Annotated in this window: 24 protein-coding genes; 7 read left to right on the plus strand and 17 right to left on the minus strand. The window is 71.2% G+C overall.

Annotation, left to right across the window (positions count from 1 at the left end; translation table 11 throughout):
* Window positions 1–12: 12 nt before the first annotated feature.
* From BXU09_RS12415 to lysS, 6 genes are all read right to left on the minus strand, one after another.
* On the minus strand, window positions 13–711 hold the full coding sequence (locus BXU09_RS12415) for a redox-sensing transcriptional repressor Rex (protein ID WP_078303328.1): 699 nt from the start codon (window positions 709–711) through the stop codon (window positions 13–15).
* 1 nt (window position 712) lies between these two features.
* Complete coding sequence (locus BXU09_RS12420) at window positions 713–1804, minus strand: SPOR domain-containing protein (RefSeq protein ID WP_078303332.1); 1092 nt, start codon at window positions 1802–1804, stop codon at window positions 713–715.
* The gene (locus BXU09_RS12425) at window positions 1801–3408 is read right to left on the minus strand and encodes a tetratricopeptide repeat protein (RefSeq protein WP_240501225.1); all 1608 of its coding nucleotides are present in this window, start codon (window positions 3406–3408) and stop codon (window positions 1801–1803) included. Before BXU09_RS12425 ends, BXU09_RS12420 begins: the two co-directional genes overlap by 4 nt.
* A gap of 113 nt (window positions 3409–3521) precedes the next feature.
* Complete coding sequence (gene rlmN, locus BXU09_RS12430) at window positions 3522–4577, minus strand: 23S rRNA (adenine(2503)-C(2))-methyltransferase RlmN (RefSeq protein ID WP_055363421.1); 1056 nt, start codon at window positions 4575–4577, stop codon at window positions 3522–3524.
* A 53-nt stretch (window positions 4578–4630) separates the two neighbouring features.
* Window positions 4631–5494 carry a PhzF family phenazine biosynthesis protein gene (locus BXU09_RS12435; RefSeq protein WP_078303336.1) on the minus strand — a complete coding sequence of 288 codons (864 nt, stop codon included), beginning with the start codon at window positions 5492–5494 and terminating at the stop codon, window positions 4631–4633.
* A gap of 71 nt (window positions 5495–5565) precedes the next feature.
* Window positions 5566–6753 carry a homocitrate synthase gene (lysS, locus tag BXU09_RS12440; RefSeq protein ID WP_078303339.1) on the minus strand — a complete coding sequence of 396 codons (1188 nt, stop codon included), beginning with the start codon at window positions 6751–6753 and terminating at the stop codon, window positions 5566–5568.
* A gap of 201 nt (window positions 6754–6954) precedes the next feature.
* Here lysS and BXU09_RS22115 point away from each other — a divergent pair, with 201 nt between their 5' ends.
* Together BXU09_RS22115 and BXU09_RS22120 are read left to right on the plus strand one after the other, a co-directional pair.
* Entirely contained in the window at window positions 6955–7695 is a 741-nt protein-coding gene (locus tag BXU09_RS22115) for an MATE family efflux transporter (RefSeq protein WP_346417571.1), read from the plus strand.
* Window positions 7696–7748: 53 nt separating this feature from the next.
* Window positions 7749–8357, plus strand: a complete 609-nt coding sequence (locus BXU09_RS22120) for an MATE family efflux transporter (RefSeq protein WP_346417572.1) — start codon at window positions 7749–7751, stop codon at window positions 8355–8357.
* Between the two features lie 204 nt (window positions 8358–8561).
* On the opposite strand, the gene BXU09_RS12450 is transcribed toward BXU09_RS22120, so the two are convergent.
* The 8 genes from BXU09_RS12450 to BXU09_RS12485 all read right to left on the minus strand — a co-directional run bounded on the left by BXU09_RS12450 (window position 8562) and on the right by BXU09_RS12485 (window position 15817).
* A complete protein-coding gene (locus BXU09_RS12450) occupies window positions 8562–9320 on the minus strand; it encodes an ABC transporter ATP-binding protein (RefSeq protein WP_078303343.1) in 759 nt (252 codons plus the stop codon).
* A complete protein-coding gene (locus BXU09_RS12455) occupies window positions 9317–10156 on the minus strand; it encodes an ABC transporter permease (protein WP_230287056.1) in 840 nt (279 codons plus the stop codon). Before BXU09_RS12455 ends, BXU09_RS12450 begins: the two co-directional genes overlap by 4 nt.
* Before the next feature lie 7 nt (window positions 10157–10163).
* Window positions 10164–11114, minus strand: coding sequence for an ABC transporter substrate-binding protein (locus BXU09_RS12460; RefSeq protein WP_078303347.1), 951 nt, complete (start codon window positions 11112–11114; stop codon window positions 10164–10166).
* A 97-nt stretch (window positions 11115–11211) separates the two neighbouring features.
* Window positions 11212–12378, minus strand: coding sequence for a sulfate adenylyltransferase (sat, locus tag BXU09_RS12465; protein WP_078305005.1), 1167 nt, complete (start codon window positions 12376–12378; stop codon window positions 11212–11214).
* Between the two features lie 132 nt (window positions 12379–12510).
* Window positions 12511–13194 (minus strand): phosphoadenylyl-sulfate reductase, encoded by a 684-nt coding sequence (locus BXU09_RS12470; protein WP_078303351.1) that lies wholly within the window; start codon window positions 13192–13194, stop codon window positions 12511–12513.
* Window positions 13191–13727 carry an adenylyl-sulfate kinase gene (cysC, locus tag BXU09_RS12475; RefSeq protein ID WP_078303354.1) on the minus strand — a complete coding sequence of 179 codons (537 nt, stop codon included), beginning with the start codon at window positions 13725–13727 and terminating at the stop codon, window positions 13191–13193. Before cysC ends, BXU09_RS12470 begins: the two co-directional genes overlap by 4 nt.
* Window positions 13724–15295 carry a nitrite/sulfite reductase gene (locus BXU09_RS12480; RefSeq protein ID WP_078303358.1) on the minus strand — a complete coding sequence of 524 codons (1572 nt, stop codon included), beginning with the start codon at window positions 15293–15295 and terminating at the stop codon, window positions 13724–13726. Before BXU09_RS12480 ends, cysC begins: the two co-directional genes overlap by 4 nt.
* Before the next feature lie 60 nt (window positions 15296–15355).
* The gene (locus BXU09_RS12485) at window positions 15356–15817 is read right to left on the minus strand and encodes a DUF4395 domain-containing protein (RefSeq protein WP_078303361.1); all 462 of its coding nucleotides are present in this window, start codon (window positions 15815–15817) and stop codon (window positions 15356–15358) included.
* 255 nt (window positions 15818–16072) lie between these two features.
* Between BXU09_RS12485 and BXU09_RS12490 the strand changes: the two genes are divergently transcribed.
* The 3 genes from BXU09_RS12490 to BXU09_RS12500 all read left to right on the plus strand — a co-directional run bounded on the left by BXU09_RS12490 (window position 16073) and on the right by BXU09_RS12500 (window position 18881).
* Entirely contained in the window at window positions 16073–17545 is a 1473-nt protein-coding gene (locus BXU09_RS12490; RefSeq protein WP_078303363.1) for a YdgA family protein, read from the plus strand.
* A 109-nt stretch (window positions 17546–17654) separates the two neighbouring features.
* Complete coding sequence (locus BXU09_RS12495; RefSeq protein WP_055362913.1) at window positions 17655–18188, plus strand: phosphoribosyltransferase family protein; 534 nt, start codon at window positions 17655–17657, stop codon at window positions 18186–18188.
* A gap of 153 nt (window positions 18189–18341) precedes the next feature.
* Window positions 18342–18881, plus strand: a complete 540-nt coding sequence (locus BXU09_RS12500; protein WP_055362916.1) for a phosphoribosyltransferase family protein — start codon at window positions 18342–18344, stop codon at window positions 18879–18881.
* Between the two features lie 25 nt (window positions 18882–18906).
* Here BXU09_RS12500 and BXU09_RS12505 read toward each other — a convergent pair whose 3' ends face one another.
* Window positions 18907–19788 (minus strand): complex I NDUFA9 subunit family protein, encoded by an 882-nt coding sequence (locus BXU09_RS12505; RefSeq protein WP_078303366.1) that lies wholly within the window; start codon window positions 19786–19788, stop codon window positions 18907–18909.
* Window positions 19785–20765, minus strand: coding sequence for a B12-binding domain-containing protein (locus BXU09_RS12510; protein ID WP_078303369.1), 981 nt, complete (start codon window positions 20763–20765; stop codon window positions 19785–19787). The genes BXU09_RS12505 and BXU09_RS12510 overlap by 4 nt, the downstream gene beginning before the upstream one ends.
* Before the next feature lie 99 nt (window positions 20766–20864).
* On the opposite strand from BXU09_RS12510, the gene BXU09_RS12515 reads away from it, so the two are divergent.
* Both BXU09_RS12515 and BXU09_RS12520 read left to right on the plus strand, forming a co-directional pair.
* Window positions 20865–21755, plus strand: a complete 891-nt coding sequence (locus tag BXU09_RS12515; protein ID WP_078303372.1) for a UbiA family prenyltransferase — start codon at window positions 20865–20867, stop codon at window positions 21753–21755.
* Window position 21756: 1 nt separating this feature from the next.
* Entirely contained in the window at window positions 21757–23115 is a 1359-nt protein-coding gene (locus tag BXU09_RS12520) for an NAD(P)/FAD-dependent oxidoreductase (protein WP_240501226.1), read from the plus strand.
* Window positions 23116–23166: 51 nt separating this feature from the next.
* On the opposite strand, the gene BXU09_RS12525 is transcribed toward BXU09_RS12520, so the two are convergent.
* On the minus strand, window positions 23167–24945 hold the full coding sequence (locus tag BXU09_RS12525) for a S8 family serine peptidase (protein WP_078303374.1): 1779 nt from the start codon (window positions 24943–24945) through the stop codon (window positions 23167–23169).
* Between the last annotated feature and the right edge of the window lie 119 nt (window positions 24946–25064).

A 25064-nucleotide genomic window follows, 5' to 3' on the forward strand; every position in this document is an offset into this window, starting at 1 on the left:
GGGAGAGTTTCTTCATGCGGGGTCCTCCGGGGTGGGGGCGTCTTTGAGGTGTGGGTTGAGAATGTAGAAGGCGAGGCGTTTCATGCCGGCGAGGAAGTCGATGTTTTCGACGATAAGACCACGCCATTCGTCACTGATTTCTTGCGGCCCGCCGCGTTCGAGGGTGCGGGGTTGAATGACGACGGGCGCGAAGTTGAGGATGCCCTTGATGCCGGCGTCGGCGAGGGCCTGCGCGGCGTCCTGGGCGTGTTCGGGCGGCACGGCGAGGAAGCCCATGTCGACGGTGGTGTGGCGGGCGAAGTCGCGGAGTTCGTCGGTGTGGCGGACGGTGAGGCCGCGCACCTGCTGGCCGACGATGGCGGGGTTCACGTCGAACAGGCCGACGTACTGGAACTGGTAGTCGCTGGCGCCGGGGTAGTTGGCGATGGCCTGTCCGAGGCGGCCGACACCGACGATGACGACGTTCCAGGTCTGGTTGAGGCCGAGGACCCGGACGAGTTCGCGTTTGAGGATGGGGACGGTGTAGCCCATGCCGCGCGTGCCGAAGCGGCCGAAGTACGCGAGGTCCTTGCGGACCTGGAAGGCGCTGACGCCGGCGCGTTCGGCGAGGTCGCTGCTGCTGGTGCGGCTGATGTCCTGCGTTTCGAGTTGTTCGAGGATGCGCAGGTAGGTGACGAGGCGGCTGATGGCGGCTGTGGGAATTTCGGCCACGTTAGCGAACCCGGAAGCTGTCGAGGCCGTTGGTGGCGAGGCGGGCTTCGGTGCGGGTCAGGGCGTCGGGGTTCTCGTAGGGGCCGACGAGGACCGTGACCTTGCGGCCTTCGGGGGCGCTGACGGTGGGGGCGTACCCGAGGTCCCGGAGTTGCTGCACGAGGTTCTGGGCGCTTTCCACGCGGTCGAATGCGCCGACCTGCAGGTAGGTGGGGCCGCTGGGGGCCGCCGGGGTGGCGGGCGCGCTGGTGGCCGGGGTGGCTGCGGGGGCTGCGCTGGTGGCCTGGGAGGGGGTGGCCGGGGCTGGCGTGGCGGCGGCCGGCTGGTTGCGCGGGGGGTACAGGACCGCGCCGGGGTAGGCGCGCTGCACGTCCGCGAGGGCCTGCCGGGCGCTCTGCTCGTCGGCGAAGGGACCGATCTGCGCGACGACCTGCGCGCCCACGTCGATGGGGTAGACGGTGTAGCCGATGCCCTGGACGGGCGCGGCGGCGTTCTGCGCGGCCGTTTCGCTGCTGAACGTGCCGAGCGTGATGCGGTAGTCGCTGCGCAGCGGCACGCGGCTTTCGCTGGTGGGCACCGCGCCTTCCACGCGGGGGGCCGGGCCGCCGGCGGTGGCCGGGGTCTGGTCGGCCGCGTCGGGGTCGGTTTCGTCGGCGTCCGTGCTGGCCTCGCCTGTGCTGGCCGCATCGGTGCTGGCCTCGTCCGTGCTGGCTTCATCCGTGCTGGCGCCGGCGGCCGGGTCGGCGGTGGTTTCTGGCGTGCCGATGGGCGCGGCCTCGATGATCGGTGCGTCGGTGACGGCGCTGTCCTGCGGGGCGGCGTCGCTGGTGGGTGCGGCCGGGGCGTCGGTGCTGGGGACCGCCGTGATGGGCGCGGTGGTGATCCCCCCAGTCTCGGTGGTGCCGGGCGCGCCAGGAATGGTCGCCTCGGCGGGGGTGTCTGTGGAGGCGGCGGAGGAGTCCGTCCCGGCCGCCGGGGCGCCCTGTGGGTTGCCGCGCAGCAGCAGCGTGCCGAAGCCGCCCAGCAGCAGCAGGACCAGCAGCCCGATCAGCAGGTCGGGCCAGCGGCGCGGGGTGGTGGGGGCGCGGCTCATTTGAGGGCCCCGGCGGCGCGGGTGCTGCCCAGCGCGGCGGCGGTCTTCAGGGACGCGCGGGCGTCGGTTTCACGCGCCTGGGCGCGCTGCGACAGGCCCAGCTGGAACCACGCCTCGGCGTTCTTCGGGTCGTCGCTGACGAGGCCGCGCAGGATCGCCTCGGCTTCCGCGTAGCGGGCGCTGGCCAGCAGGGCGCTGGCGAGGTTCAGGCGGGCGGTGGGCGTGGGACTGAGTTTCACGCTCTCGCCCAGCGCGGTCGCGGCGGCCGGGTAGTCCTTCTGCGCGTACGCGCTGAGGCCCAGCCACAGGCTGGTCTCGGCGCTGGGCGCGCGCGTCTGGCTGGAGCTCAGGGCGCGGATCGCCTGGGCGTACTGCCCCTGGCGGTAGGCGGCGACGCCCTGCACGAACAGCGCGCGGGCCAGGGTGGTGTCGTCGGGGCGCAGCGTCAGGGTCAGCGCGGCGTCGGCGGCGGCCTGGGCGTTCTGGTTGAGGGTCAGGCGCACCCCGGCCAGCGCGGCGCGGTAGGCGGCGTTGTCAGGCGCGAGCTTCACGGCGTTCTGGTAGAAGGTCAGGGCGCCGGGCCGGTCGCCGCGCAGGGCGCGCAGTTCGCCCACGCGGGCGAAGGCGGCGGCGTTGCGGCTGTCGGCGCGGGTGGCGTCCTGCGCAGCGAACACGGCGGCGCGCGTGTCGCCGCCCTGGGCGAGGACGTTGGCCTTGCGCAGCAGCAGCGCCGAGCGGTCGCTGCCGTTCGTGACGCGCGCGGCGGCCGCGTCGAGTTCCCGCACGGCGCGGTCCGGGAGGCCCTGCGCGACGTAGATGTCGGCCAGCAGCAGCGCGGCGTCCACGCGGGCCGGGGCCTGCGCCAGCAGCGCGTACACGCCGGGCAGCGCGGCGGCGCCCTGTCCGCTGAGGGTCCGGGCCTGCGCGAGGCGGTACTGGACGTCCAGGTCCTGCGGGTCCAGGGTGCCGATGGCGGCCAGCGTGCCGCTCAGCGCGGCGAAGTCGGCCTTGCGGGTCTGCTCGGCGGCGAGCGCCTCGAGGACCTGACGCTGCGCGGCCGGTCCCGCCTGATCTTTCATCAGGCCGGCGGCCTGGGTGTACAGCGTGAGCGCCTGCTCGTGGTTCCCCTGGCGGGTGGCGATCACGCCCAGGTTGTACGGCCCCTCGAAGCGGGTGGGGGCCAGCGCTGCGAACTGCGTGAATTCGAAGGCGGCGCCCTTGTCGTCGTTCTGCGCGAACAGCACCAGCCCCAGCCCGAAGTGCGGGGCGGGGTTGGTGTAGTTCTGCGTGATCAGCGATTCGAAGGCGGCGCGCGCCTGCGGGAGTTGCCCGGCGCGGAACGCGGCCTGCGCGGCTTCCAGCTGGGTCTGCTGTTCGGCGGTCAGGGGCGTGACGGTGACGGTCGGGGTGGCGGCGCTGCCGGCGTCACTGGCGGCGCCCGGCGCGGTGGGAACGGTCACTTTCGGGATGGCGGGCGTACCGGCGGATTGCAGGGTGTTCTGAATGCCGGCCGCACCGACCGTCTCGATCATGGTCTGGGCGGCACCCTGGCTGGCGAGGGCCAGCGTCAGGCCCAGCAGAACGGAGCGTGTGTATTGCGTCACCTTGATGGCCTCCTGGTGTTCGGAAACGCGAGTAGCGTAGCATTAACCTCTCTCGGAACCCTTACTCATATGCGCGCCGCACCCCGCTACGGCCGGGCCGCGCCCTGCGGACTTCAGGCGCCGGCGGTTGTTCCGGTGCCCTGCTCACCGCTGACGGCGTAGGGGCGTTTCAGGGCCAGTTGCCCGCAGGCGGCCCCCGCATCCCGCCCGCGCGAGCGGCGCACGCTGACGTCCACCCCGCGCGCTTCCAGGGTGTCGTAGAAGGCCTGGAGCTGCTCCTCGGTGGTGCTCTCGAAGTCCGAGCCGGGCCAGGGATTCATGGGAATCAGGTTCACGTGACTGACCATGCCGCGCAGCAGGTCGGCCAGCAGTTCGGCCTGCCACAGGTGATCGTTGATTCCCTTCAGCATCGTGTACTCCATGGTGATGCGGCGGCCCGTGACCGACTGGTACTCGCGGGCGGCGGCCATGATCTCCTCAATGGAGTTCACCGCGCCGGTCGGGATGATGCGGCGGCGCGTCTCCTCGTCCGGGGCGTGCAGACTGATCGCCAGTTTGATGCCCAGGTCGTCCTCGGTCGCCAGCCTCTGGATGCCCTTGGCAATGCCGACCGTGGAGAGCGTCACGCGGCGTTTGCTCATGTCCAGCGCGTCCGGGTGCAGCAGGATGCGCGCGGCCAGCATGGTGTGGTCGTAGTTCAGCATGGCCTCACCCATGCCCATGAACACCAGGTTGCGGATCTCGCGCGGCGCGAAGCCCTCGCCGCCCGCCACGGCCAGCACCTGCCCCACGATCTCGCCGGGCGTCAGGTTCCGGCCGAACCCCATCGCGCCGGTCGCGCAGAACGCGCACCTGGCGGGGCAGCCGACCATGGTGGACACGCAGATGGTCTTGCGGTCCAGGTACGGCATGTACACCGCTTCCATCTGCCGGCCGTCCATCAGCGTGAACAGGTACTTCACGCTGCCGTCGGCGCTGCGGACCGTCTCGATCAGCTTGAACGGGTTCAGCTGGTACGACGCCTCCAGTTCCGCGCGGGCCTGGGCGGGCAGGTTGGTCATGGCGTCGAAGGTGCCCACGCCCTGCTCGAACACCCACTCCAGCAACTGCTTGCGGCGAAAGCCCTGCAGCGGGTAGGCGTCGGGGTGAAGGTCCAGTAAAAGCTCCATGAAGACAGTGTACGGGGCGGGCGGCCCCCCTTCCGTGAGCCAGCACCGCCCGGTCAGACCGGCGTGACCCGGCCCCCCACCCAGACCTCGGTGCCGCCGTCCGCCGGGGCGTACTGGGCGCTCAGGCGGGCGGGCTGACCGGGCCGGCGCTGCGCCGCGCGGATCAGGGTACTGTCTGCCGGCAGGCGACCCAGGTGGCCCAGCACGCCGGTCAGGCAGGCGAGCATGTTGCTGCTCGCGGCGTCCTCGGTAAAGCCCTTCAGCGGCCCGAACGCCCGGAAGCTCACGTCCGCGCGGGCCGGGCCGCCCACGCAGAACAGGATCAGGCCGGTCGTGCCGGTCGCGCGGTTCACGCCGCTCACGGCCGCGTCGTCCGGCACGAAGGCGTCCAGCGCGCCCAGGTCCGCGACCTCGGCCACCAGATTCGGACGGCCCGTCCCGGCCACCCAGGCCGGTTCGGTAGGGGAGAGCCCCAGCGCCGACAACTCCAGCGCCGACAGGTCCGCCATGACCGCCTGCACCGTCACCACGCCCTGACGCAGCAGCCACTCGCCGCCGCACAACTGCGCCATCTGCACCTCGCCGCCCGCCTCCGGGTCGCCCTGCGTGACCTCCACCACGTCCAGCAGGCCCGCGCTGCCCTGCACGGCGCTCAGCGCGGCGATGGCGGCGCTATCACTGCTGCCCTTCTCACGGGTCGGCGTGAACACCCGCAGCCTCAGACCCGTCGGGTCGGCGGCCTGCACGAACACGCTCAGGGGCGCACCCGAGGCAGCGGCGCGCGCCTGCTCGTCGCCGCCCTGCGGTAAGACGGCCACCAGCTTGCCGCCGTTGCCGTCCGGCGCGGCGAAGACCCGGCGCAGGTCCGGCACGGGCGTGGTTTCAGAGTCGGTGACGGGAGCGGATTCGGCGTTCATGCCGTCATTCTGGCCCACTGACCGTGCGCCACCTGCCTGGCCGTCTCGACACCTTCCCTTACGCGCTGCCCTTACGCGCTGACCCACTCGCGCAGCAGGGTTTCGAGGTGCTCGTCGTCCAGTTCGTTGTGCTCGGCCAGCGCCTTGATGTGGTCGGTGACGCGCCGCAGGGCGTCCTCGCCGTAGTGCAGGCCCATCTCGCGGGCCTTGTAGGCGATGGCGTGTTTGCCCGTGACCTTGCTGGCCGCCTGGATGCGGCGGCCCACGCCGAACACGCCGGGCGGGATGGCCTCATAGGCGCCGGGGTTCAGGTAGATGGCTTTCAGGTGCATGCCGGCCTTGTGGTTGTACGCGAATTCGCCGGTCAGGTAGTTGTTCCAGGGGATGGGCAGGTCGACCATGCGGGCGATCATGCGGTCGAGTTCCGGGAGCATGTCGAGGTTGTACTTGTCGATCAGGCCCTGCGGATCGAAGGTGAACATGCGGGCCAGGAACCCGCCGAGCGGCGTGATGCCGTTGCGTTCGCCGATGCCGAGGATGGTGGTGTCGATGTGGGTGGCGCCCGCCTCGACGGCTTCGTAGGCGTTACTGACAGCGCAGCCCGTGTCGTTGTGGCCGTGGAATTCGATGCCGCACTCGGCGTGGATGACCTTGCGGACCTCGCGGACCAGGGTGTACACCTGCCGGGGCGTGGCGACGCCGACCGTGTCGGCCAGTCCGACGCGGTGCACGCCCAGGTCCGAGACGGCCTTGTAGACGGCCATCAGGTCGGCTTCCTCGCTGCGGAAGGTGTCCTCGGCGCTGAAGCGGATCTGGAGGTCCGGGTGGTTGGTCTTGATCCAGCTGATGACTTCCTGCGCGGCCTCGATGATCTGCCCGATGTTCTTGCCGTGGCTGAATTCCCGCAGGAAGGAGCTGGTGCCGAACAGCAGGTCCAGGCCGTCCACGCCGGTGTCCACGGCGCGCTGCACGTCGTCCATGTGGCAGCGGACGTGCGTGAGGAACTTGGCGTTCAGGCCCAGGCCCGTCAGGCGGCGGATGTCGGCGTGCGTCTGGGCGCTGACCATCGGGGTGGTGACCTCGATGAATTCCGCGCCGAAGGCGTCCAGGGCGCGGGCGATCTCGATCTTGTCGTCGGTCTTGAAGTTCCCGCGTGCGAACTGCTCGCCCTCCCGCAGGGTGGAGTCGATGATCGCCCACGAGGTCGCGGGGATCAGGGGGGCGGGGTGTTCGGCGGTCGCGGTGGGGTCCTGGGTCATGGGGGCTGCCTCTCGTACGGTATTCTGCGGGCCTTCTTGATGAATGTCAATCAAAAGGGCTAAATAGATATCAATTGATAAGAGTTTGGAAAGCGTTCCCCTGTCGGCTTCTGCCGCTCCCGATTCCTGAACCCGGTTCAGACCCGCGGACCCGCCAGACGGCTGATTCACCCCGCGCGGCACAGGTGTACCGTGGACACCATGTCTGTCGTGCCCTCCATCACCCCACCAACTGAATCGATCAAGAGTCCGGGACGCGAAATCGCGGCCATCGCCGTCCCCGTCAGCCTTGAAATGGTCATTCAGCTCGTCCTGACCTTCATCAACCAGATCATCGTCGGCACGCTCGGCGCAGTCGCCGTCGCCGCCGTCGGCCTGAGCGGCAGCCTCGGCTTCCTGTTCTTCGTTACCCTCGGCGCGCTCGGCAGCGGCACCTCCATCCTCGTCGCCCGCCGCGCCGGCGCCAGCGACCAGACCGGCGTCAACCAGACCCTGACCGTCAGCGTCGCCACCAGCGTCCTCGCGGCGGCCCTCCTGACCGTCCCGGTCGTCCTGGGCGCCGGCACGCTCCTCTCCCTGGCCGGCGGCGAGGAAGCCGTCACCCGCACCGCCATCCCCTACATGCAGGTCAGCATGCTCGCCCTGATTCCCGGCAGCCTCGCCTGGATTCTCAGCGGCGCGCTGCGCTCCCTCGGGCACGCCCGCACCCCGCTGGTCGCCACCGTCATCACCGTGATCGTCGAGAGCCTCGTCGCGTACGGGCTGGTGTTCGGCGTCGGCCCCCTCCCGCAGCTCGGGGTGGTCGGCGCGGCCTGGGCGCTGGTGATCGCCAACACCCTGAAAGTCGCGCTGCTCGCTTACCAGATCTACGGTCCCCGCCACCTCGCCGCGCTCACCCTGCCCCCCGGCCCGCGTGGCGGTCCATCGCCGCGCCCCTGCTGACCATCAGCGCCCCCATCGCGTTTACCGAGTTCGCCTGGAGTCTGGGCGGCTTCATGTACGCCGCCGTGTTCGCCCGCGTCGGTACCGCCGCCCTGGCCGCCAGCCAGATCGTGCACACCCTGGAAGGCATCTTCATCGTCGGGTCCTTCGGCCTGATGAGCGCCGCCACCGTCTTCATCGGCCGCTCCCTGGGGGCGGGCGACGCGGCCGCCGCGCAACTCTGGCTTTCCCGCATCGGCCGCGCCGGCATCGTCACCGGCATCGGCTTCGGCGTGCTGTTCGCCGCGAGCGCCCTGACCGTGCCCGGCCTGTTCCCGAAAGTCGGCGCGGACGTGCATCACATCGCCCTGTTCGGCATCCTGATCAGCGCCGTCACGCAGGTCGTCAAGGTCCGCAACATGATCATCGGTGGCGGCGTCCTGCCCGGCGCGGCCGACGGCAAGGGCGTCATCATCGGTGACGTCGTGGGCGCGTTCGTCGTCGGCCTGCCGCTCGCCATCGGCCTGGGCCTGTACTCCCCGCTGGGCGTGTGGGGCGTGTTCCTGGCCCGCAGCGCCGAGGAGGTCGTGAAGGTCCTGATCTTCGAATGGAGGCGCCGCCGCATCGACTGGGACCGCCTCGCCACCGAGCAACGCGGCAAGGAAGTGGCCGCCGCCCACTGATACGGACTCCGATTGAATGGGCTGCAAAGACCATTCAATCCGAGCGGATGCGAATGGGAGAGAAACGGGTTCCGGACGTGGAGCTGGCAATCCGGTGAAGTTCCGGATTGTCAGCGAAACAAACGGAATCCGTATGACAGCACCGCAGGAAATGGGGAGTGGGAACCGCCGGTCAGCTGGTTCCCACTCCCCACTCGCTCCGCTTTACTGTGCCTCGTCTTCCAGGGTGCGGCGCAGATCGTCCAGGCTGACGCTCTTGGCAGGGGCGTCCAGGACGACCTGACCGGCCCGCAGCGCCACCACCCGCTGCCCCAGGTGCAGAGCCTCCTCCAGCTGGTGCGTGACGAACACGACCGTCACCTTGTGCTGCCACCACAGGGCCAGCAGCTCATCGGCCAGGGCGGTGCGGGTGGCGTGATCCAGGGCGCTGAACGGCTCGTCGAGCAGCAGCAGGCCCGGCTGGATCGCCAGCGCGCGGGCCAGGGCGACCCGTTGCCGCTGACCGCCGCTCAGTTCGTGCGGGCGGCGCGCGCCGTACTCCGCGAGGCCCACCTGCCGCAGGGCGTCGGCCACCCGCGCCTGCCGCTCGGCGCGGTTCAGGCCGCGCAGCCCGAAGCCCACGTTCCCGGCGACGGTCAGCCACGGGAACAGCGCCGCTTCCTGCTGTACCAGCGTCAGGCGCGGGTGCGGCCCCCGGACGGCCTCGCCGCCCAGCGTGATGCTGCCCGCCTGGGGTTTCAGGAACCCGGCCAGCAGGCTCAGCAGGGTGCTCTTGCCGCTGCCGGACGCACCGACCACGCACAGGAACTCCCCGGCCGGCACGTCCAGCGTGAGTGGGCCCACGCCGGCCCCGGTGCGGCGGCGCGACGGGTAGCGGAACGTCACGCCGTCCAGCGACAGCGGCGCACCGCTGCGGGTCGTCGTGGACGCCGGGCGGACACCTTCCTGAACGGACGCGGTCATGCGGGCACCTCCAGGCCGTAATCCCGCCGGACGCGGGTCTCGGCGGCGCGCAACACGGCGTCGAACAGCCCGCCGATCACGCCGATGATGATGATGGTCGCCAGCACCAGCGCCACGTTCGCGGTGTTCCGCCCGACCTCCAGCTGCTCGCCCAGGCTGGCCGCCCCGGCGATCAGGAGTTCCCCGCCGACCAGCGCGCGCCACGAGAAACTCCAGGCGGTGCGCAGCCCGGTCAGGATGCTCGGCACGCTGGCGGGCAGCAGCACCCGCAGCATCAGGCTCAGCGATCCGGCCCCCAGCGTGCGGCCCGCCACGCGCAGCGCCGGGGGCACGTTCAGCAGCGCGCCGGACACCGCGAGCGCCACCGGAATGAATCCCTCCAGGATGACCACGAACAGCACCGCGCGTTCGTTCAGGCCCAGGAACAGGATCGCGAACGGCACGAACGCGATGCTCGGCACGCTCTGAATGCCGGTCAGGTACGCGCCCAGCGTGGTCCGCAGCGGCCGCCACGCGCCCATCAGCAGGCCCACGACCACGCCCAGCAGCACGGCGATCACGTAGCCCGTCAGGACGCGGCGCAGGCTCCCGCCGATGGCGGACAGCAGCTTGCCGTCCTGGGGGCCTGTGCCCCACAGGCCGTAACTGACCTCGGTCCACACGGCCTTCGGGCCTGGGAACACGTACGGCGGGTACAGTTTCAGAACGTCGGTGACCAGCCACCAGAGCCCCACGATGATCAGCAGCCCGGTCAGTTGCGTCAGCAGGGTCTGCCAGCGGGGCGGTCCGCTGCGGACGGCAACGGGACGCTCGGGGTTCAGGGGAGAAGCAGTCACGTCAGCCTCATTTCCGGATGAACGGCGCGAGATCCGGCGCGCTGCGGGCGTATCCGGCTTCCACGTTCAGCTTCGCGTACTCGGTCAGGGCGGCCAGATCAAGGTTGGTCGTGAAACGAGTCCGCGCGAAGGCCCGCTGAAGCACGCGCGGATCGAGTTTCGCGCCCGTGAGTTCCAGCAGCTGCGCGTTCACGGCCGTCTGCGCGCCGACCGGGTTGCGGTTGATGAACGCCACCGCCTCGGTGTGCGCCTTCAGGAACGCCGTGACGAGCTGCGGGTTGGCCTGCGCGAACCTGGAGTTCACGATCACGACGGTCGTGGGGTACTTCCCGTCGCGCCAGACGGTCTTCTCGTTGCCGATCACGCGGTGGCCCTGCGCCTCGAGGGCCGCGCCCCACGGTTCGGGCACCAGCGTCACCTCCACGCGCTTGGCGGCGAAGGCGGTCATCACGTCGGCCGGCGCGACGGGCGTGATCGTGACGGTCCCGCCGTCCGTCCTGGATCTCAGACCGTTCTCGTTCAGGATGTGCCGCAGGCTGATGTCCTGCGTGTTGCCCAGACTGGGCACGGCGACGACCTTCCCGCCCAGGTCCCTGTAGGACCGGACGCTGCTGTCCTTACGGACGACGAGCACCGCGCCCGCCTCGCTGGCTCCCGCCAGGAACTGCACCGGCATGCCGCGCCCGGCCGCGTTGATGGCCGGCCCCGGCCCCACGTACGCGATGTCGATCTGACCGGCGGCGAACGCCTCGGTCAGGGTGGTGCCGGACACGAATTCCCTGGGGTCCAGTTTTACCTTACCGAGTGCTTTCTGGAAGGTGCCACGCTCCAGGCCGACCAGGGCAGGCGCGTGCGTGAGATTGGGAAAGAAGCCCAGGCGCACGGTCTGGGCGTCCTGGGCGGCAGCGCTGCCGAGCATTGAGAGGATCAGCAGGGTGGGAATACTGTTTCGGGTCATGGGCCCTCCGGGGTGGGACGCTGCATTTCAAGCGGAACGGCGGGCGCGTGCGTGTGACGGTGCCCACCGTCCCTTCAGGTTTCTTTCAGCTCGTGACTTATACCTTCTCGGCGTACGCGGCGCGCAGCACCTCGGCCACCTCGGGCCGCGTGAACTCGGCCGGCAGGTTCTCCCCGGCGCGCAGCTTCTCGCGGACCTTCGTGCCGCTCAGTACCAGGTGGTGGCTGCTGTCGTGCGGGCAGGTGCGCGGGCTGACGAGTTGACCGCAGGAGTTGCAGTAGAAGGTGTGCTCGAACTTCAGGATCTGGATGCCCAGTTCCTCGGGCGTGTATGCGCTGAAGATCTCCTGCGCGTCGTACGTGCCGTAGTAACTGCCGACGCCCGCGTGGTCGCGGCCCACGATGAAGTGCGTCACGCCGTAGTTCCGCCGCGACAGGGCGTGCAGGATCGCCTCGCGCGGCCCGGCGTAACGCATGGCGGCCGGGTACACGCTCAGCAGCGTGCGGGCCTGCGGGTAGTACCCCTCCAGCAGCACTTCGTAGGCCTTCACGCGGGTGTCGGCGGGCACGTCGTCGCCCTTGGTGGTGCCCACCAGCGGGTGCAGCAGCAGGCCGTCCACGAGTTCCAGCGCCACCTTCTGCAGGTACTCGTGCGCGCGGTGAATGGGGTTGCGGGTCTGGAAGGCCACGCTGGAACGCCAGCCGCGCGCCTCGATCACCCCCCGCACCTCGGCGGGCGTGCGGTGGTGGCGGGGGAACGCGCCGCGCGGGATCTCGAACAGCGCGACCGGCCCGGCCAGGTTCACGTCCCCCTGGGCCAGCAGGGCGGCCACGCCGGGGTGCGCGGGGTCCTCGGTGCGGTAGACCTCGCGGGCTTCCAGGCTCCTGCGGGCCTCGTAGGCTTCCTGCACGTCGATCCAGCCGATGTCCTGCCCGCCGTGGCTCAGGACCACGCGGCCGCGCAGCCCGGCCTGCTCGCGCCCCACCGGTAGCGTGATGGGAATGCTCCAGGGCGTGCCGTCCGCGAGGCGCAACCGCTCGATGACCGACAGGTAGTCGGCCTCGTTCACGAAGCCGGTCAGGGGGGAGTATGCGCCGGTGGCGAGCATTTCGAGGTCGGCGGCGCTGCGGTCGCTGATGTTCAGGCGGGGCAGGCCAGCCAGTTCGGCCGGATCGAAGTCGTGGCCGGGTCGGCGCACGAGATTCACGAGGGTTCCGCCGAGGGGCGTGGGCAGCAGGGCGGATTCGGGCAGCAGGATGGTCATGAGAGGAACCTCGTGAAGGAACAGTGGGGCGGAGGGCATTGGTGGATCAAACTACTCAACTATTCCGGGCAGGAAAAGCCGCTCGAAAGGGGCAGGCGGCGTTCCGGATGCGGTGAGGTCAACAGCGACGGTTCACAGGGCGTTCCCTCCGGCCCACAGGCCGCACTCGGTCTTGCCCTTCCCGGCCCAGCGGCCCGCGCGGGCGTCCTCGCCGGGGCGCACGGCGCGCGTGCAGGTCCAGCAGCCCACGCTCAGAAACCCGTCGAAGTACAGCGGGTTCACCGGCAGGTCGTGTTCACGCGCGTACGCTTCCAGGCGCTCGCGGGTCCAGTGGGCCAGCGGGTTCACCTTCACCCGCGCGCCCTGCTCCACGAAGGGAATGTCGGCGCGGGTGGTCGCCTGATCGCGGCTGCGGGCGTTCAGCAGCGCGTCCGGCGCCTGGGCACGCAGGTACGCCTGGAGGGGCGCGACCTTCCGCACAGCGCAGCAGGCGTCCGCATCGGCCGCGTACAGCGCCGGGTCCGTCTGCCCGTCCTCGGGACTGGCCCCGTCGTTCAGGGTCACGAAGGTCAGTTCCGGGTAGCGCGCCGCCAGCCGGTCACGGGTCGCCAGGGTCTCGGGGAAGTGGTACCCGGTGTCCACGAACACCACCTCGCCCCGGTACCCGGCCCGCACGGCCAGATCGATCAGAACCACGCCGTTCAGGTTGAACGCACTGGGCATCAGCACCCGCCCGTGCGCGCCGAGCGCCCAGCGGATCACGTCCAGCGGATCGCTGTCCGGCGTGAAGTCGGGTCGGGGCGAGGTGGCGGTCATACCTTCAGCGCCTCCAGCAGTTGCCGCACGCCCTCGTCCACGCTGATGCGGTCGGTGCGCAGGTGCAGGTCCGGGTTCTCGGGGGCCTCGTAGGGATCGCTGACGCCCGTGAAGTGCGGGATCTCCCCGGCAATGGCTTTCAGGTACAGGCCCTTCACGTCGCGTTCCGTCACGACTTCCAGCGGGGCGTCCACGAACACCTCCAGCGCACTCGGGAAGCTGTCCAGCACCTCGCGGCGCGTGTCGGCGTACGGGCTGATCGCGCTGACAAGCACCGTCACGCCATGCTTTGCCAGCAGGCCTGCCACGAACCCGATGCGGCGCACGTTCGTGTCCCGGTCGGCCTTCGAGAAGCCCAGGCCCTTGCTGAGGTTCTCGCGCACGGCGTCACCGTCCAGCAGTTCCACGGCCACACCGCGCGCCAGGAGTTCCTGGTGCAGGGCGCCCGCCAGGGTGCTCTTGCCCGCGCCGCTCAGCCCGGTCAGCCACACCACGCGGCCCGTACCGACGCTCCTGTCGGCCACGGCGGTCACGCGGTCACCGCCTCACGCGCCCCCAGCACGGCGTCCGGCGCGAAGTGCTCGTGCCCGATGCGGTCGGAGTACTCCACGAAGCTCTCGCCGGGCTGCTTGTTCGCCTGGAATTCGGCCAGTACGGCGTCCGTGTACTCGTTCAGGCGTTCGGCCGGCACCGCGCCCTTCAGTTTGGTCCCCGTGCGGTGCGCCTGCCCGATGCTGCCGGCCAAGTGGACGTTGAACACCTCGTGGACGGTGCCGTCCTTGTCGGTCTTGTTGGCCCCCATGAAGCCCAGGTCCGCCACCTGATAGCGCGTGCAGGCGTTGCTGCACCCGGTCAGGTTGATGGTGAACGGCACGTCCAGCCCACTGAACTTCGCTTCCAGATGGTCGATCAGGTTCGCGGTGCGGGCCTTCGTCTCGGTCAGCGCGAGGCGGCAGAACTGGTTACCGGTGCAGGCGATGGTCGTGCCGCGCAGCGTGGTCTTGGGCGCCAGTTCCAGTTCGCTCAGCGCGGCCGTCACGGCGTCCAGGTCGGCGGTCGCCACGTGCGGCAGCACCATGTTCTGGAAGGCGGTGGTGCGCAGCACGCCCTTGCCGTAGCGGTCGGCCAGGTCGGCCAGCGCGCGGGCCTTGGTGGGGTCGATGCGGCCCACGGTGGTCGCCACGACCACGTAGTTCAGGCCGTCCGCCTGCGGGTTCACGCCCAGCACGTCGTTCCCGCCGAAGCGCGCGGTCGGCGCGGCCGGGCCGTCCGTCAGCCTGCGGCCCAGGTAGTCGTTCTCGACAATTTCGCGGAACTTCTCGACGCCCAGGTCCTTGATCAGGAACTTCAGGCGGCTCTTCTTGCGGTTCTGGCGGTACCCGTGGTCACGGTACGCGGCGGTGATGGCCTGCCCGACCTCCACGACCTCCTCGGGGCGGATGAACACCCCCAGGCGCCTGGACAGGTGCGCCACGGCGCCCAGGCCGCCGCCCACCCACACGTCGAAGCCGACCTCGCCGTTCACCCGGTGCGCCAGGAAGCCGATGTCGTTGATCATGTGAATGCCTTCGAGTTCCGGGACCGCCGTGATGCTCATCTTGAACTTGCGCGGCAGGTCCTGGAACTCGGGGTTTCCGGTCAGGGTGCCTTCCATGGCGTGGGCCAGGGGGCGCACGTCGATGATCTCGCGGGCGTCCAGGCCGGCCAGGGGGCTGGCGATCACGGCGCGCACGGTGTCACCGCACGCCCCCTTGGGGTGCAGGCCCAGCGGCGCGAGCCGGTCGAAGATCTGCGGGATCTTGTCGATGGTCAGCCAGTGAAACTGGAATGCCTGACGGTCCGTCACGTCCAGGAAGCCCCGGCCGTACTCCTCGGCGATGTTGGCGACCTCGCGCATGGTGGCGCTGGAGAACTCGGCGGCCGGCACGCGCACGCGCATCATCAGGAAGCCGTCCTCCTGCGGGCGCTGCGGGTACACGCCCGCCCACTTCAGCAGGTCGATGCGTTCGGGGTCGATGAAGCCCTGCGCGGCGTACTGGGGGATCAGGTCGAAGATCTGGAACGGGGGCACTTCTTTCTTCAGGGCTTCAATGTCGCTCATGGGATGTCCTTTTGGTCGCGCGGGGCGGGGAGGCTTGTTCGGAAAGGGGCGTGGTGCGGCTCAGCGTTTCAGCAGTTGGTAGCGCAGGCGGCGGTACTGGAAGTACATGATGCATCCCACGCAGATCTTCTCGGTCAGGTTCAGGATGGCCAGCGCGATCACGACCACGCCCAGCAGCGCGCCCACGACCGGCAGGCCCGTCAGGGTGAACGCGGCGGAGGCCAGCAGGAAGGTGCCGCCCACGCCCTGCGCGAAGTGGTGCGCGCGGGGATCCTCGTCCACGACCTCGGGGCTCAGGCCCAGGGATGGGCCCAGCAGGCGGTACGCGGCGCGCATGGGGGAGAGGTCAGGACGCACGGCGCCCAGCAGCATGGCCGCGCCCAGGATCAGCGTGAGGGCCGGGAGGGTCAGGATCACGGCCAGCAGCGTCACGAAGACCACGGCCAGCTGGTTGAACTTCAGGGCGCTGAGGTCCGTGCGGGCTGGTCGGGCCGGCTGTCGGGTGGGGGCGGAGGCAATCATTGACAAAAAAGGTAAACCTTTATGGCGTACAAAACAAGTCAACTATCCAGACAGGTGCCCGGACGGTCCTCTCACGGGGCCCATACCGGCCCGCCGGGCGGTCACCGGACCCGTCCAGCACACCCGGATGCAGCTGACCTGCTGTCAAGCGCACCTGCAGCAACGCCCGTCCGGCCTGCCCGCTAGCCTGCCGGAGCCAGCCCCACCCCCGTCCCGCCGACCGCCGGCGCACCCCCACGCCCAGCAGGAGACCCCATGACCGACCCCACCCGGCCCACCAGCCCCGACCGACCCAGCCCCGACCGACCCAGCCCCGGCCAGTCCGGCCAGCCCCGGAGCAGTCGCCTCCGCCCGGCCCGTCGCGCAGGGCGTCCGCTGGCCGCCGCTGCCCTGGGCGCGCTGCTGCTGGCCGGCACGTACGCCGGCGCGACCGCCGTGTTCTCCAGCCGCGCCCAGACCCTCACCGCCGACCTGACCGCCACGCTGCGCGCCCGCGCCGCCGCCTCGGGCGCGCAGGTCGAGCAGGTGTCGTACACGCGCGGGTTCACGCACAGCACCCAGGTCCTGCGCCTCACCTTCAGCGAGGGCGGGACCAGTCAGGGCCTGATCGTCACGAACGACATCCAGCACGGCCCGCTGCCCGCCTTCCGGGGCGTCGGACAGGCCACCGTGACCACCACCTTCCGCCCCGAGGACCCGCAGGCGCAGGCCGCCTACGCCCGCGCCTTCCCCACCCGCCAGCCCCAGATCGTGACCGCCATCGGCCTCGCCGGAGACACCCGCAGCCGCGTGGACGTTCCGGGCGGCACCGTCACCGAACAGGGCACCACCGTCAACTGGCAACCGCTGGGCGGCACCATGGACGTGCAGGGCAACGACACCCGCCTGAACCTCAGCTGGCCCGGCCTGACCGTCAGCGACCCCGGCGACGGCAACCCGACCAGCGGCAGCATCGGCCGCGTCACCCTGACCGGCGAGAACCGCCGCAACGGGCCAGAGGATCCCATCGGCCTGGGCCGCGCCACCCTGACTCTGGACCGCGCCTCCCTGAACGCCGACGCCGACTCCATGAACCTGACCGGCCTGAACATCAGCGCCGACACCACCGGGGAGGGCGACTACCTGAATAGCACCGTGAAGTACGACGTCGGCACGCTGACCCTGCCCAGCCCGAACGGCCCCCAGTCCCTGCGCGACCTGCAACTGCACCTGAGCCTCGGACACCTGGCCCGTGAACCGCTCGCCCGTCTCACGACCCTGCTGAACGAGGCGTCGCAGGACCAGCCGGACGCAAGCGGCGCGGCCAGCGACCCCCTCGCCGCCCTCAGTCCCGCGCAGCAGACGCAGGCCCGCGCCGACCTGCTCGCGCTGCTGAAAGACAACCCGGTGCTCAGGCTGGAGCGCCTGAACATCACGCAGCCCACCGGGAACGTCACCCTGACCGGTCAGCTGTCCCTGCCCGGCGCGGCCAGCCTGAGTGACCCGGAACTCCAGGGACTGGCCGACCAGCCCGCTGCGGCCCTGGCCCTGGCCGACCTGCAACTGAAACTCAGCGCCACCCGGGACGCCCTGAACACCCTGCTCGGCAACTTCGGCCCGCTGGCCGAACTGGCCGACATCGACACCCTGCTCGGCGCCGGGTACCTGACCCGCAGCGGCGACCAGCTGAGCCTCGACCTGCGGTTCGAGCAGGGCCGCGCCACCCTGAACGGCCAGCCCCTGGACTAGCCGTTGCCGGAAGGGCCGGCGCCGCCCAGTCCCCGGCTCCTCACCGGACCTCCCGGCCGCCGCAGCTGACCCGCTGTGCGGCGGGGAGGTCCGTACTACACTGCTCAGAGTGAACACGTTCAAAGTTCAAGTGGGCGCCGTGACCCGCGACCTTCCCATCGTTCCCGTCGCTCCTGGCGTCAGCGTCGCCCTGTTCAACATGCTGGGCGACACCGAAGTGACCGAGGCGGCCGGCCGTGAACTGGCCCGCCTGCTGCCCGCCGACATCGACGTGCTGGTCACGCCGGAAGTCAAGGCGCTGAGCCTCGCGCACGTCATCAGCCGTGAGAGCGGCAAGCCGTACATCGTGATCCGCAAGACGCAGAAGCCGTACATGGTGGAGCCCGTGGCGCGCGAGGTGGTCAGCATCACGACCGGCAAACCGCAACTGCTGGTCCTGGACGGCTTCGACGTGCAGAAGATCCGGGGCCGCAAGGTCGCCATCGTGGACGACGTGGTGTCCAGCGGCGGCACCCTGCACTCCATCCGTCAGATCATCGAGGAGGTCGGCGGGGAGGTCGCGGCGGTCGTCGCGGTGTTCACCGAGGGGCAGGAACGCCCGGAAGTGACGGCGCTGGGCCACCTGCCGCTGTTCGAGAACTGATCGGAGCCGCCGCGCACCGGGCTGCCATTCCCTTTGGGGGGAGGCGGCCCGCTCCAATGACCGCCTCCCCGCGTTCCGCCGGGCTGGACAGCCGCGTGGCCCGGCCGGGTGCACCTGAAGGCTCCCGCACGCGGGCAGGATAGGGTGTGGGCCATGAACAACCCGAATGAACTGACCGTCAGGATCGGCAGTCTGGAACGCACCCTGCCGACCGTGCGCGCCGGGAACCTGGGCCGCGTGCCGCTGGTGGAATTCATTGGTGACAGTGAGTTCACGAACGCGGCGGCGCAGGAACTCGTCGCCCTGATTCCCGCGCAGACCGAGGTGCTGCTGACGGTCGTCACGAACGCCCTGCCGCTCACGCACGAACTGAGTGACCGCAGCGGCCTGCCGTACGTCTGCGCGCGCAAGAAACGCCGCACGTACATGCAGTCCCCGCTGATTCAGGAGGTGCCGAGCATGACGCTGGGCGTCACCGAGACGCTGTGGCTGGACGGCCCGCACGCCGAGCGGCTGCGCGGCCGCCGGGTCGCCATCGTGCAGGACGTGATCGCCAGCGGCGGGACTGCCCAGGCGCTGGCCCGGCTGGTCGAGCGGGCCGGGGGGACCGTCACCGGGTACCTCGCGGCGTTCCGGCAGGGCCAGCCGCCCATGCAGGTCACGGTCCTTCAGGACCTGCCCCGCTCGCTGTAACCCGCACCCGCCCGCGAGATTCGCGTCAGCGGGCGGCGCGCAGCAGGCCCGGCAGGTCGTCGGGCAGGCGGCGCATGGGCAGGTCGAACAGCGTGCGGGCCGGTTCGTTGGGGGCGGTGTTGCCTTCTTTCAGCATGGCGTACTGGTGGCGCGTGATGGGCGGGCTGGGCAGCACCTGCATCAGCGGCACGGCGAGGTCCATCAGGAACAGCGGGACCGGCACGATGGGTTTCTTCCGGCCCAGCGCCCCGAGTTCCAGTTCCAGCAGTTCCCGGAACGTGAATTCCTGCGGGCCGGTCAGGGCCAGCGTCTGCCCGGCGCCCAGGTCGGAACCCGCCGCCAGCGCGAAGGCCTGCGCCACGTCCTGCACGCTGACCGGCCGGAACGGGAAGCGGCCATCCCCGATCTGCGGCACGATCGGTGCGGTGCTCACGAGTTCCCGCAGGACCCGCCCGAAGAAATCATCGCCCGGCCCGAAGATCAGGCTGGGCTGAAAAACCGTCCAGTTCAGGCCGCTGGCCCGCACGAGTGCTTCCGCCTGCGCCTTGCTGCTGGAGTACCCGCTGGCGCTGTCCTCGCGCGCGCCCAGGGCGCTCATGTGCACGTAGCGCGCGCCGCGTGGCGTGGCCGCCAGGACGTGGCGGGTGCCGTCCACATGCACGCGCGTGAAGGTCTGGTCGCCCTTCTCGGCGATGATGCCGACCAGATGCACGACCGCCTGCGGGTCGGCCTGTCCCACGGCGCGCTGCACGCTGCCGGGATCGGTCACGTCCAGGGTCACGCCCCGCGCGCCGCCCACGTCACGGCCCGAGCGGCTGCCGGCCGTGACGGTGTGTCCGTGCTTGAGCAGTTCGGCCACGACGGCCTTTCCGACGAAGCCGCTGGCTCCGGTCACGAGTACGTTCATTCTGAACCTCCGGGAGGATGAGGGGGGGGTGCGCCGCCCAGCAGCCGGGCGGCGATCTGCTGCGCGGCGCTGGGCGCGTCGGGACCGGCGTACTCGCCGCCCAGCGTGCGCGCCAGGTGCGGCTGGCTGTTCAGCAGCGCTCCGCCCACGAACAGCGGCACGTTCAGGCCGTCCAGGTCGCGGCGGTGTTCCAGCGTCGACTCCAGCGCCCAGGGGCCGTTCAGGGCCAGCAGGACCGCGCGGGCCTCGCGCTGCCGGGCGTACACGGCCAGGTCGCCCAGCGGCACGTTCGCGCCCAGGTACGCCACGCGCACGCCCCGGCGGCGCAGCGCCAGGGTCAGCATCATCAGGCCCAGTTCATGCTGCTCCTGCGGGGCGCAGGCGGCCACGACCAGCGGCCCGAAGCCCGCCTGCACGCCCGCCACGTCCATCAGGCCCGAGATGCGTGAACGCAGGAACGCGGTCGCCTGATGCTCGTGCGCGACCGTGATCTCGCCGCGTTCCCAGCGGGCGCCGATCTCGATCATGGTGGGGCTGATCACGTCGGTCATGACGACCTCGACCGGAATCTGCGCGTGCGCCTCGGACAGCACGGCCGCCGCGCGGTCCGTGTCGGAATCGATCAGCGCCTGCGTGAGCAGCGCCGACCACTGCGCGCCGCTGCGGCCCTGCTCGGGCGCCGCGCGGTCCGGGGCGGCCGGGGTGGGTGCCGGGCCGGCACCGGCCGTCATGGCGTGCAGGGTCAGCTCGGCGGCGCGGCTGGCCGGCACGCCCGACTGCAACTGCGACTGCATGTACTGAATGGCGGCCACGTCCCCCGGCGAGTACAGGCGGTACCCGCTGGCGTTGCGGGCGGGGTGCGGAAAGCCGTAACGGCGCTCCCACTGCCGCAGCGTCGTGGCCGGCACGCCGGTCTGCGCCTCGACCTCCGAGGCGGTGAACATTCCGGTCTGGGACCGTCCGGCAGTGGGCTTCATCTCGGCCTATTGTGACGCACGGACAGTCCGCCGGATGGTAAGGATTGCGCCCAAGGGGCATCTGCCCGGCCCGCCACGTGCCTACAATGCGGACTGCTCATGTCAGGCGCCGTCTCTCCCCGAACCCACCGGCTGCCGCTGCGGCGCCTGCTGACCGTGTCCCGCCCGGCGCTGTGGGTGAACACGGTCGGCACGCTCGTCACGGGCGTGTGGCTCTCGGGCCGCCTGTACACCCTGGACCCGGCCACGCTGCTGCTGCTGGCGTACCTGACGCTACCGTTCAACCTGCTGATCTACGGCCTGAACGACCTGTCCGACCGCGAGGAGGACGCCCGCTCGTCCCGCAAGGGCGGCTGGCAGGGCGCGCGCCTGACCCTGGCCGAGGGCGGCCCGCTGCTGCGCGCCACGCTGCTGCTGAACGTGCCGGCGCTGCTGCTGCTGACGCTGCTGCTGCCGCCGGCCGCGACGGCTGTGCTGCTGCTGTCGGCGGTATTGTTCGCGGCGTACAGCCTGCCGCCCCTGCGCCTGAAGGGCCGCCCCTTCCTGGACGGCCTGAGTAACGTCGCCTACGCCCTGCCGCTGATCCTCCCGGCCCTGACGCTGGGCAGCCCCGCCCCGTGGGGGCCGCTGCTGGCCCTCATGAGCTACTCGGTCGGAAAGCACGCCTTCGACGCCGCGCAGGACATCCCCGCCGACCGGGCCGCCGGGACGCGCACGGTCGCCACCACCCTGGGCGTGCGGGGCAGCGCCGCCTACGCCCTGGCGTGGTTCGCGCTGGCGGCCGCGCTGCTGTGGCCCGCGTCGAAACTGACGGCGCTGGCGCTGCTGCTGACCTGCGGCGGCATGGCCCTGGGCCTGCTGCGCCGCCCCACGCCGGAACGGGCCGCGCGGCTGTACCCGCTGAGTATCGTCACGCCCTGGATCGTGGGCGCCGTGGCGGGCGTGCAGCTCGTGTACCTGCTGGCGCGCGGCCAGTGGACCGGCCTGTAGGGTGAGGCGCACGGTCGGCACTCGGACGGTCGGCATTCTGGGGGGCGGGATCGCCGGACTGACCCTGGCCGCGCTGCTGGCCGGACGCGGGCACGCCGTCACCGTGTACGAGCAGGACCGCGCGGGTGGCAAGCTGCGCCGCGAACAGGCGGGCGGCCTGAGCTTCGACACCGGCCCCAGCCTCTTCACCTTCCCGGACGTGTGGCGCGCCGTGCTGGCCCGCCTGCACGAACCCGACCCGCTGGACCTGCGCCCCCTGCCCGGTGCTCTGGGCGTCCACCACACGCCGCACGGGCCGGTGCCGCTGCCCGTGCCGCCCAGCTATGCGCTGTTCCCGCACTGGCAGCGGTACGTGCGGGCCGCCGAACCCCTGCGGGCGCACCTGACCACCCTGCTGACCACCCCGCCGCGCCTGAACGACCCGGCGTTCCTGCGGGCGTCGGCGGCGCTGCTGCGCGCCACCGGGCCGCACGCCAGCGCCGCCGCGTGGCTGCGTGCCCGGCACCTGCCGCCCGCGCTGGAGCACGCGCTCGCCACGCACGCCCTGAACGCCGGTCTGAGCCCCGCCGACGCCCCGGCCCTGTACGCCCTGATTCCTGCACTGGTGGGCGCGGACGTGTCCCGGCCCGCCCACGGCATGGGCGCGCTGCTGGACGCCCTGCGCGGATTCGGCGAGGCGCGCGGCCTGACCATCCGCGAGGGCGTGGGCGTCCGCGCCCTGAGCGACACCACCCTGACCCTGAACGGGGGAGAGGTCCGTCGCCACGACCTGATCGTCAGCGCCGTGGACCCCGCCCGCCTCGCCCGGCTGCGCGGCCAGTCGGTCAGACCCGGCCCCCGGACCGTCAGTGGGGTCGCCGTGTACGCCGCGCTGCCCGCCCCCGCGCCACTGCCCACCACCAGCGTCATCCCGCCCGACAGCTTCCGGGACTTCCGCGCCGCCCTGCGCGCCGGAGCCCTGCCGCACACCACCCTGACCCTCGTCCACGCGGACGGCCCCCGCCTCGCCGTCCTGCTGACCGCGCCCCCCACCGGCCGCCCCCTGAGCGCCGACCACCCCTGGGTGCGGGGGCAACTGCGGCGCGCGGAACGCACCCTGAACGTGCCGGGCCTGCTGGCCTCCGCCCTGGATACCGTCACCCTGAACCCCGCCCACTACGCGCGGGGCGGCCATCCGGGCGGCGCGATCTACGGCGCGGCCCTGCCCGCCTGGCGCGGCGGCCCCCTGCACCCGCAGCCGTACCGCCTGACCCCCGACCTCTGGCAGGTCGGCACCGGAGTTCACCCCGGCGGCGGTCTGCCCGCCATCCTGGGCGGCGCGCTGATCGTGGACCGCCTGCTGGGAGAGGCGGGCTGGTAGATGAACGGCACCCCCTTCCGCGTGGAGGGGGGTGCCGGGTGCGCGGGGTGCTTACTGCCCGGTGATGGCCTTCAGGGGATCGACCAGACCGTACCCGAAGTTGTTGTCCCGGCCAGCCGTGCCCAGGTCCCTGGCGGTGCTGGTCAGCAGGTTGAGCAGCCCGGTGTTCGTCAGGGTGGGTTTGGCGGCCCAGACGACGGCAGCGGCGGCGCTGACGTGCGGGGTGGCCATGCTGGTCCCGTCGAGGTAGGCGTAATCGGCGCTCGTGACGGCGACGGTACCCGTGGTGGGCAGTTTGCCCAGCAGCGCCTGCCCGTCGGCCTGCTGGATGCCCAGGACCGGCACGGCGTAGGTGTTGGTCAGGCTGATGCCCAGGGCGCCGGCGGCGTTGTTGTAGATCATGACGCCGCGGGCGCCGCTGGCGACGGCGTTCGCGGTCTTCTCCTCGAAGGAGCAGGTGCCGCGCGCGATCAGGGCGATGTTGCCGTTCAGGGCCGCGTTGCGAGTGCCGGCCCCGCAGAACTCGTTGTTCGTGCCGCCCGCCGCGACGACGGTGCCGGTGAAGCTGCCCCGCCCGGTCTTGTCGGCGGCCTGCACGTCCGCGAAGGTCACGCCGCCGCCCGAGGCGCTCGCGGCGGTGCCCTGCCCGAGCGGCACGGGGCTCAGGACAGCCACGCCGGGCCCCGACAGGTCCACCTGCGTGCCGAAGTTACTGAAGTCCGCCTTGGCGAGATTGCTGTCCACGGCGGCCACGCCCGCCACCTGGGTGTACGCGGCGGGGTAGGACACGGCGGCGCCGTCGTTCCCGGTCGCGGCGATGATCAGCGCGCCCTTGTTGTACGCGGCGGTGTAGGCGCGCTGCTCGGTCTGGCTCTTGCTGCCGCCGCCCAGGCTCATGGACACCACGACCCGGTCCTGCGTGCCGCCCTGCGATTTCAGTTGCGCCACGCACCAGTTCACGCCGTTGATGATGCCGCTGCTGCTGCCGGACCCGGTGTCGCCCAGCACGCGCCCGACGAACAGGTTCGCGCCGGTCGCCACGCCGCCCACGCCGGCCGCGTCCATGCCGCTCTGCAGGCCGGTCGTGCCGGTGCCCGCGCCGTACTGCGCGAACACGGTCCCGGCGACGTGCGTGCCGTGCCCGTCCACGTCGTTCAGGGCGTAGGGGTCGTTGCGGTTGGTTTCGGTGGTCACAAAGTTCTTGAAGCCCGTCAGCTTCCGCTGGAATTCCGGGTGGTTCCCGTCGATGCCGGTATCCAGGACGCACACGGCGACCCTGGTGGTGCTCGCACCGGTGTAACCGGCGGCGCGCAGGGCGGGAACGCGCAGGGCGTTGTCGCCCCAGGTGAACTCGCCGCTGGGCGCGTACAGCGCCTGGGCGCCCAGGCGCTGCGCCGACAGGGTAGACCCCTGCGCCGCCAGGGCAGAGGCGGGGCGGGCGTCGCTGGTGCCGCTGGGTCGGCCCTGGGCGCGGTGCACGGCTTCCTGCTCGATGTACTCGACGCTGGGGTTGGCGCGGAGTTTCGTGAGGGCGGCGGGGCTCAGGCGCACGGCGGCGGCGCTGATGTCCGCCCACTGGCTGCTGATCACGCCGCCCGCTGCGGTGATGGCCTGCGCCTGCACGGCGGCCTGCGCGGCGAGTTCCTGACCCCCGAGGTTCTGGGCACTGAGCGGCTGACGGAAGCCCACGAGGTAGCTGTCCGTCCCGGTCGGCGTACCGGCGACGGGGGCGGTCGGGGCGGCGGCGTCCGGGGCGACGGCACTCGGCTGTCCGCAGGCGGCCAGGGTCAGGGCGAGGGTCGTTGCCAGCAGGGGGTGGGTCAGTTTCATGCGTGCCTCCGTGGGGTCTGGCCGTGGGACGGGAAGGCTGTTCCGGCCGCACGGGGAAGTGCGGCAGGGACTTGGAATTCACCGGCAGACGCTATTGCAATTAAGCTTGGCGCGGATAC

Origin of the sequence: Deinococcus sp. LM3, assembly GCF_002017875.1 — a bacterium.
Lineage (GTDB): Bacteria > Deinococcota > Deinococci > Deinococcales > Deinococcaceae > Deinococcus.

Bases quoted from the DNA above. Each gene is read 5' to 3' on its own strand.
- BXU09_RS12450 (WP_078303343.1), bottom strand. From the start codon at position 9,320: ATGACCGCGTCCGTTCAGGAAGGTGTCCGCCCGGCGTCCACGACGACC.
- BXU09_RS12525 (WP_078303374.1), bottom strand. From the start codon at position 24,945: ATGAAACTGACCCACCCCCTGCTGGCAACGACCCTCGCCCTGACCCTG.
- BXU09_RS12485 (WP_078303361.1), bottom strand. From the start codon at position 15,817: ATGATTGCCTCCGCCCCCACCCGACAGCCGGCCCGACCAGCCCGCACG.
- BXU09_RS12515 (WP_078303372.1), top strand. From the start codon at position 20,865: ATGTCAGGCGCCGTCTCTCCCCGAACCCACCGGCTGCCGCTGCGGCGC.
- sat (WP_078305005.1), bottom strand. From the start codon at position 12,378: ATGACCATCCTGCTGCCCGAATCCGCCCTGCTGCCCACGCCCCTCGGC.
- BXU09_RS12420 (WP_078303332.1), bottom strand. From the start codon at position 1,804: ATGAGCCGCGCCCCCACCACCCCGCGCCGCTGGCCCGACCTGCTGATC.
- BXU09_RS12435 (WP_078303336.1), bottom strand. From the start codon at position 5,494: ATGAACGCCGAATCCGCTCCCGTCACCGACTCTGAAACCACGCCCGTG.
- BXU09_RS12505 (WP_078303366.1), bottom strand. From the start codon at position 19,788: ATGAACGTACTCGTGACCGGAGCCAGCGGCTTCGTCGGAAAGGCCGTC.
- BXU09_RS12490 (WP_078303363.1), top strand. From the start codon at position 16,073: ATGACCGACCCCACCCGGCCCACCAGCCCCGACCGACCCAGCCCCGAC.
- lysS (WP_078303339.1), bottom strand. From the start codon at position 6,753: ATGACCCAGGACCCCACCGCGACCGCCGAACACCCCGCCCCCCTGATC.
- BXU09_RS12470 (WP_078303351.1), bottom strand. From the start codon at position 13,194: ATGACCGCCACCTCGCCCCGACCCGACTTCACGCCGGACAGCGATCCG.
- BXU09_RS12500 (WP_055362916.1), top strand. From the start codon at position 18,342: ATGAACAACCCGAATGAACTGACCGTCAGGATCGGCAGTCTGGAACGC.
- rlmN (WP_055363421.1), bottom strand. From the start codon at position 4,577: ATGGAGCTTTTACTGGACCTTCACCCCGACGCCTACCCGCTGCAGGGC.
- BXU09_RS12480 (WP_078303358.1), bottom strand. From the start codon at position 15,295: ATGAGCGACATTGAAGCCCTGAAGAAAGAAGTGCCCCCGTTCCAGATC.
- BXU09_RS12510 (WP_078303369.1), bottom strand. From the start codon at position 20,765: ATGAAGCCCACTGCCGGACGGTCCCAGACCGGAATGTTCACCGCCTCG.
- BXU09_RS22115 (WP_346417571.1), top strand. From the start codon at position 6,955: ATGTCTGTCGTGCCCTCCATCACCCCACCAACTGAATCGATCAAGAGT.
- BXU09_RS12460 (WP_078303347.1), bottom strand. From the start codon at position 11,114: ATGACCCGAAACAGTATTCCCACCCTGCTGATCCTCTCAATGCTCGGC.
- BXU09_RS22120 (WP_346417572.1), top strand. From the start codon at position 7,749: ATGTACGCCGCCGTGTTCGCCCGCGTCGGTACCGCCGCCCTGGCCGCC.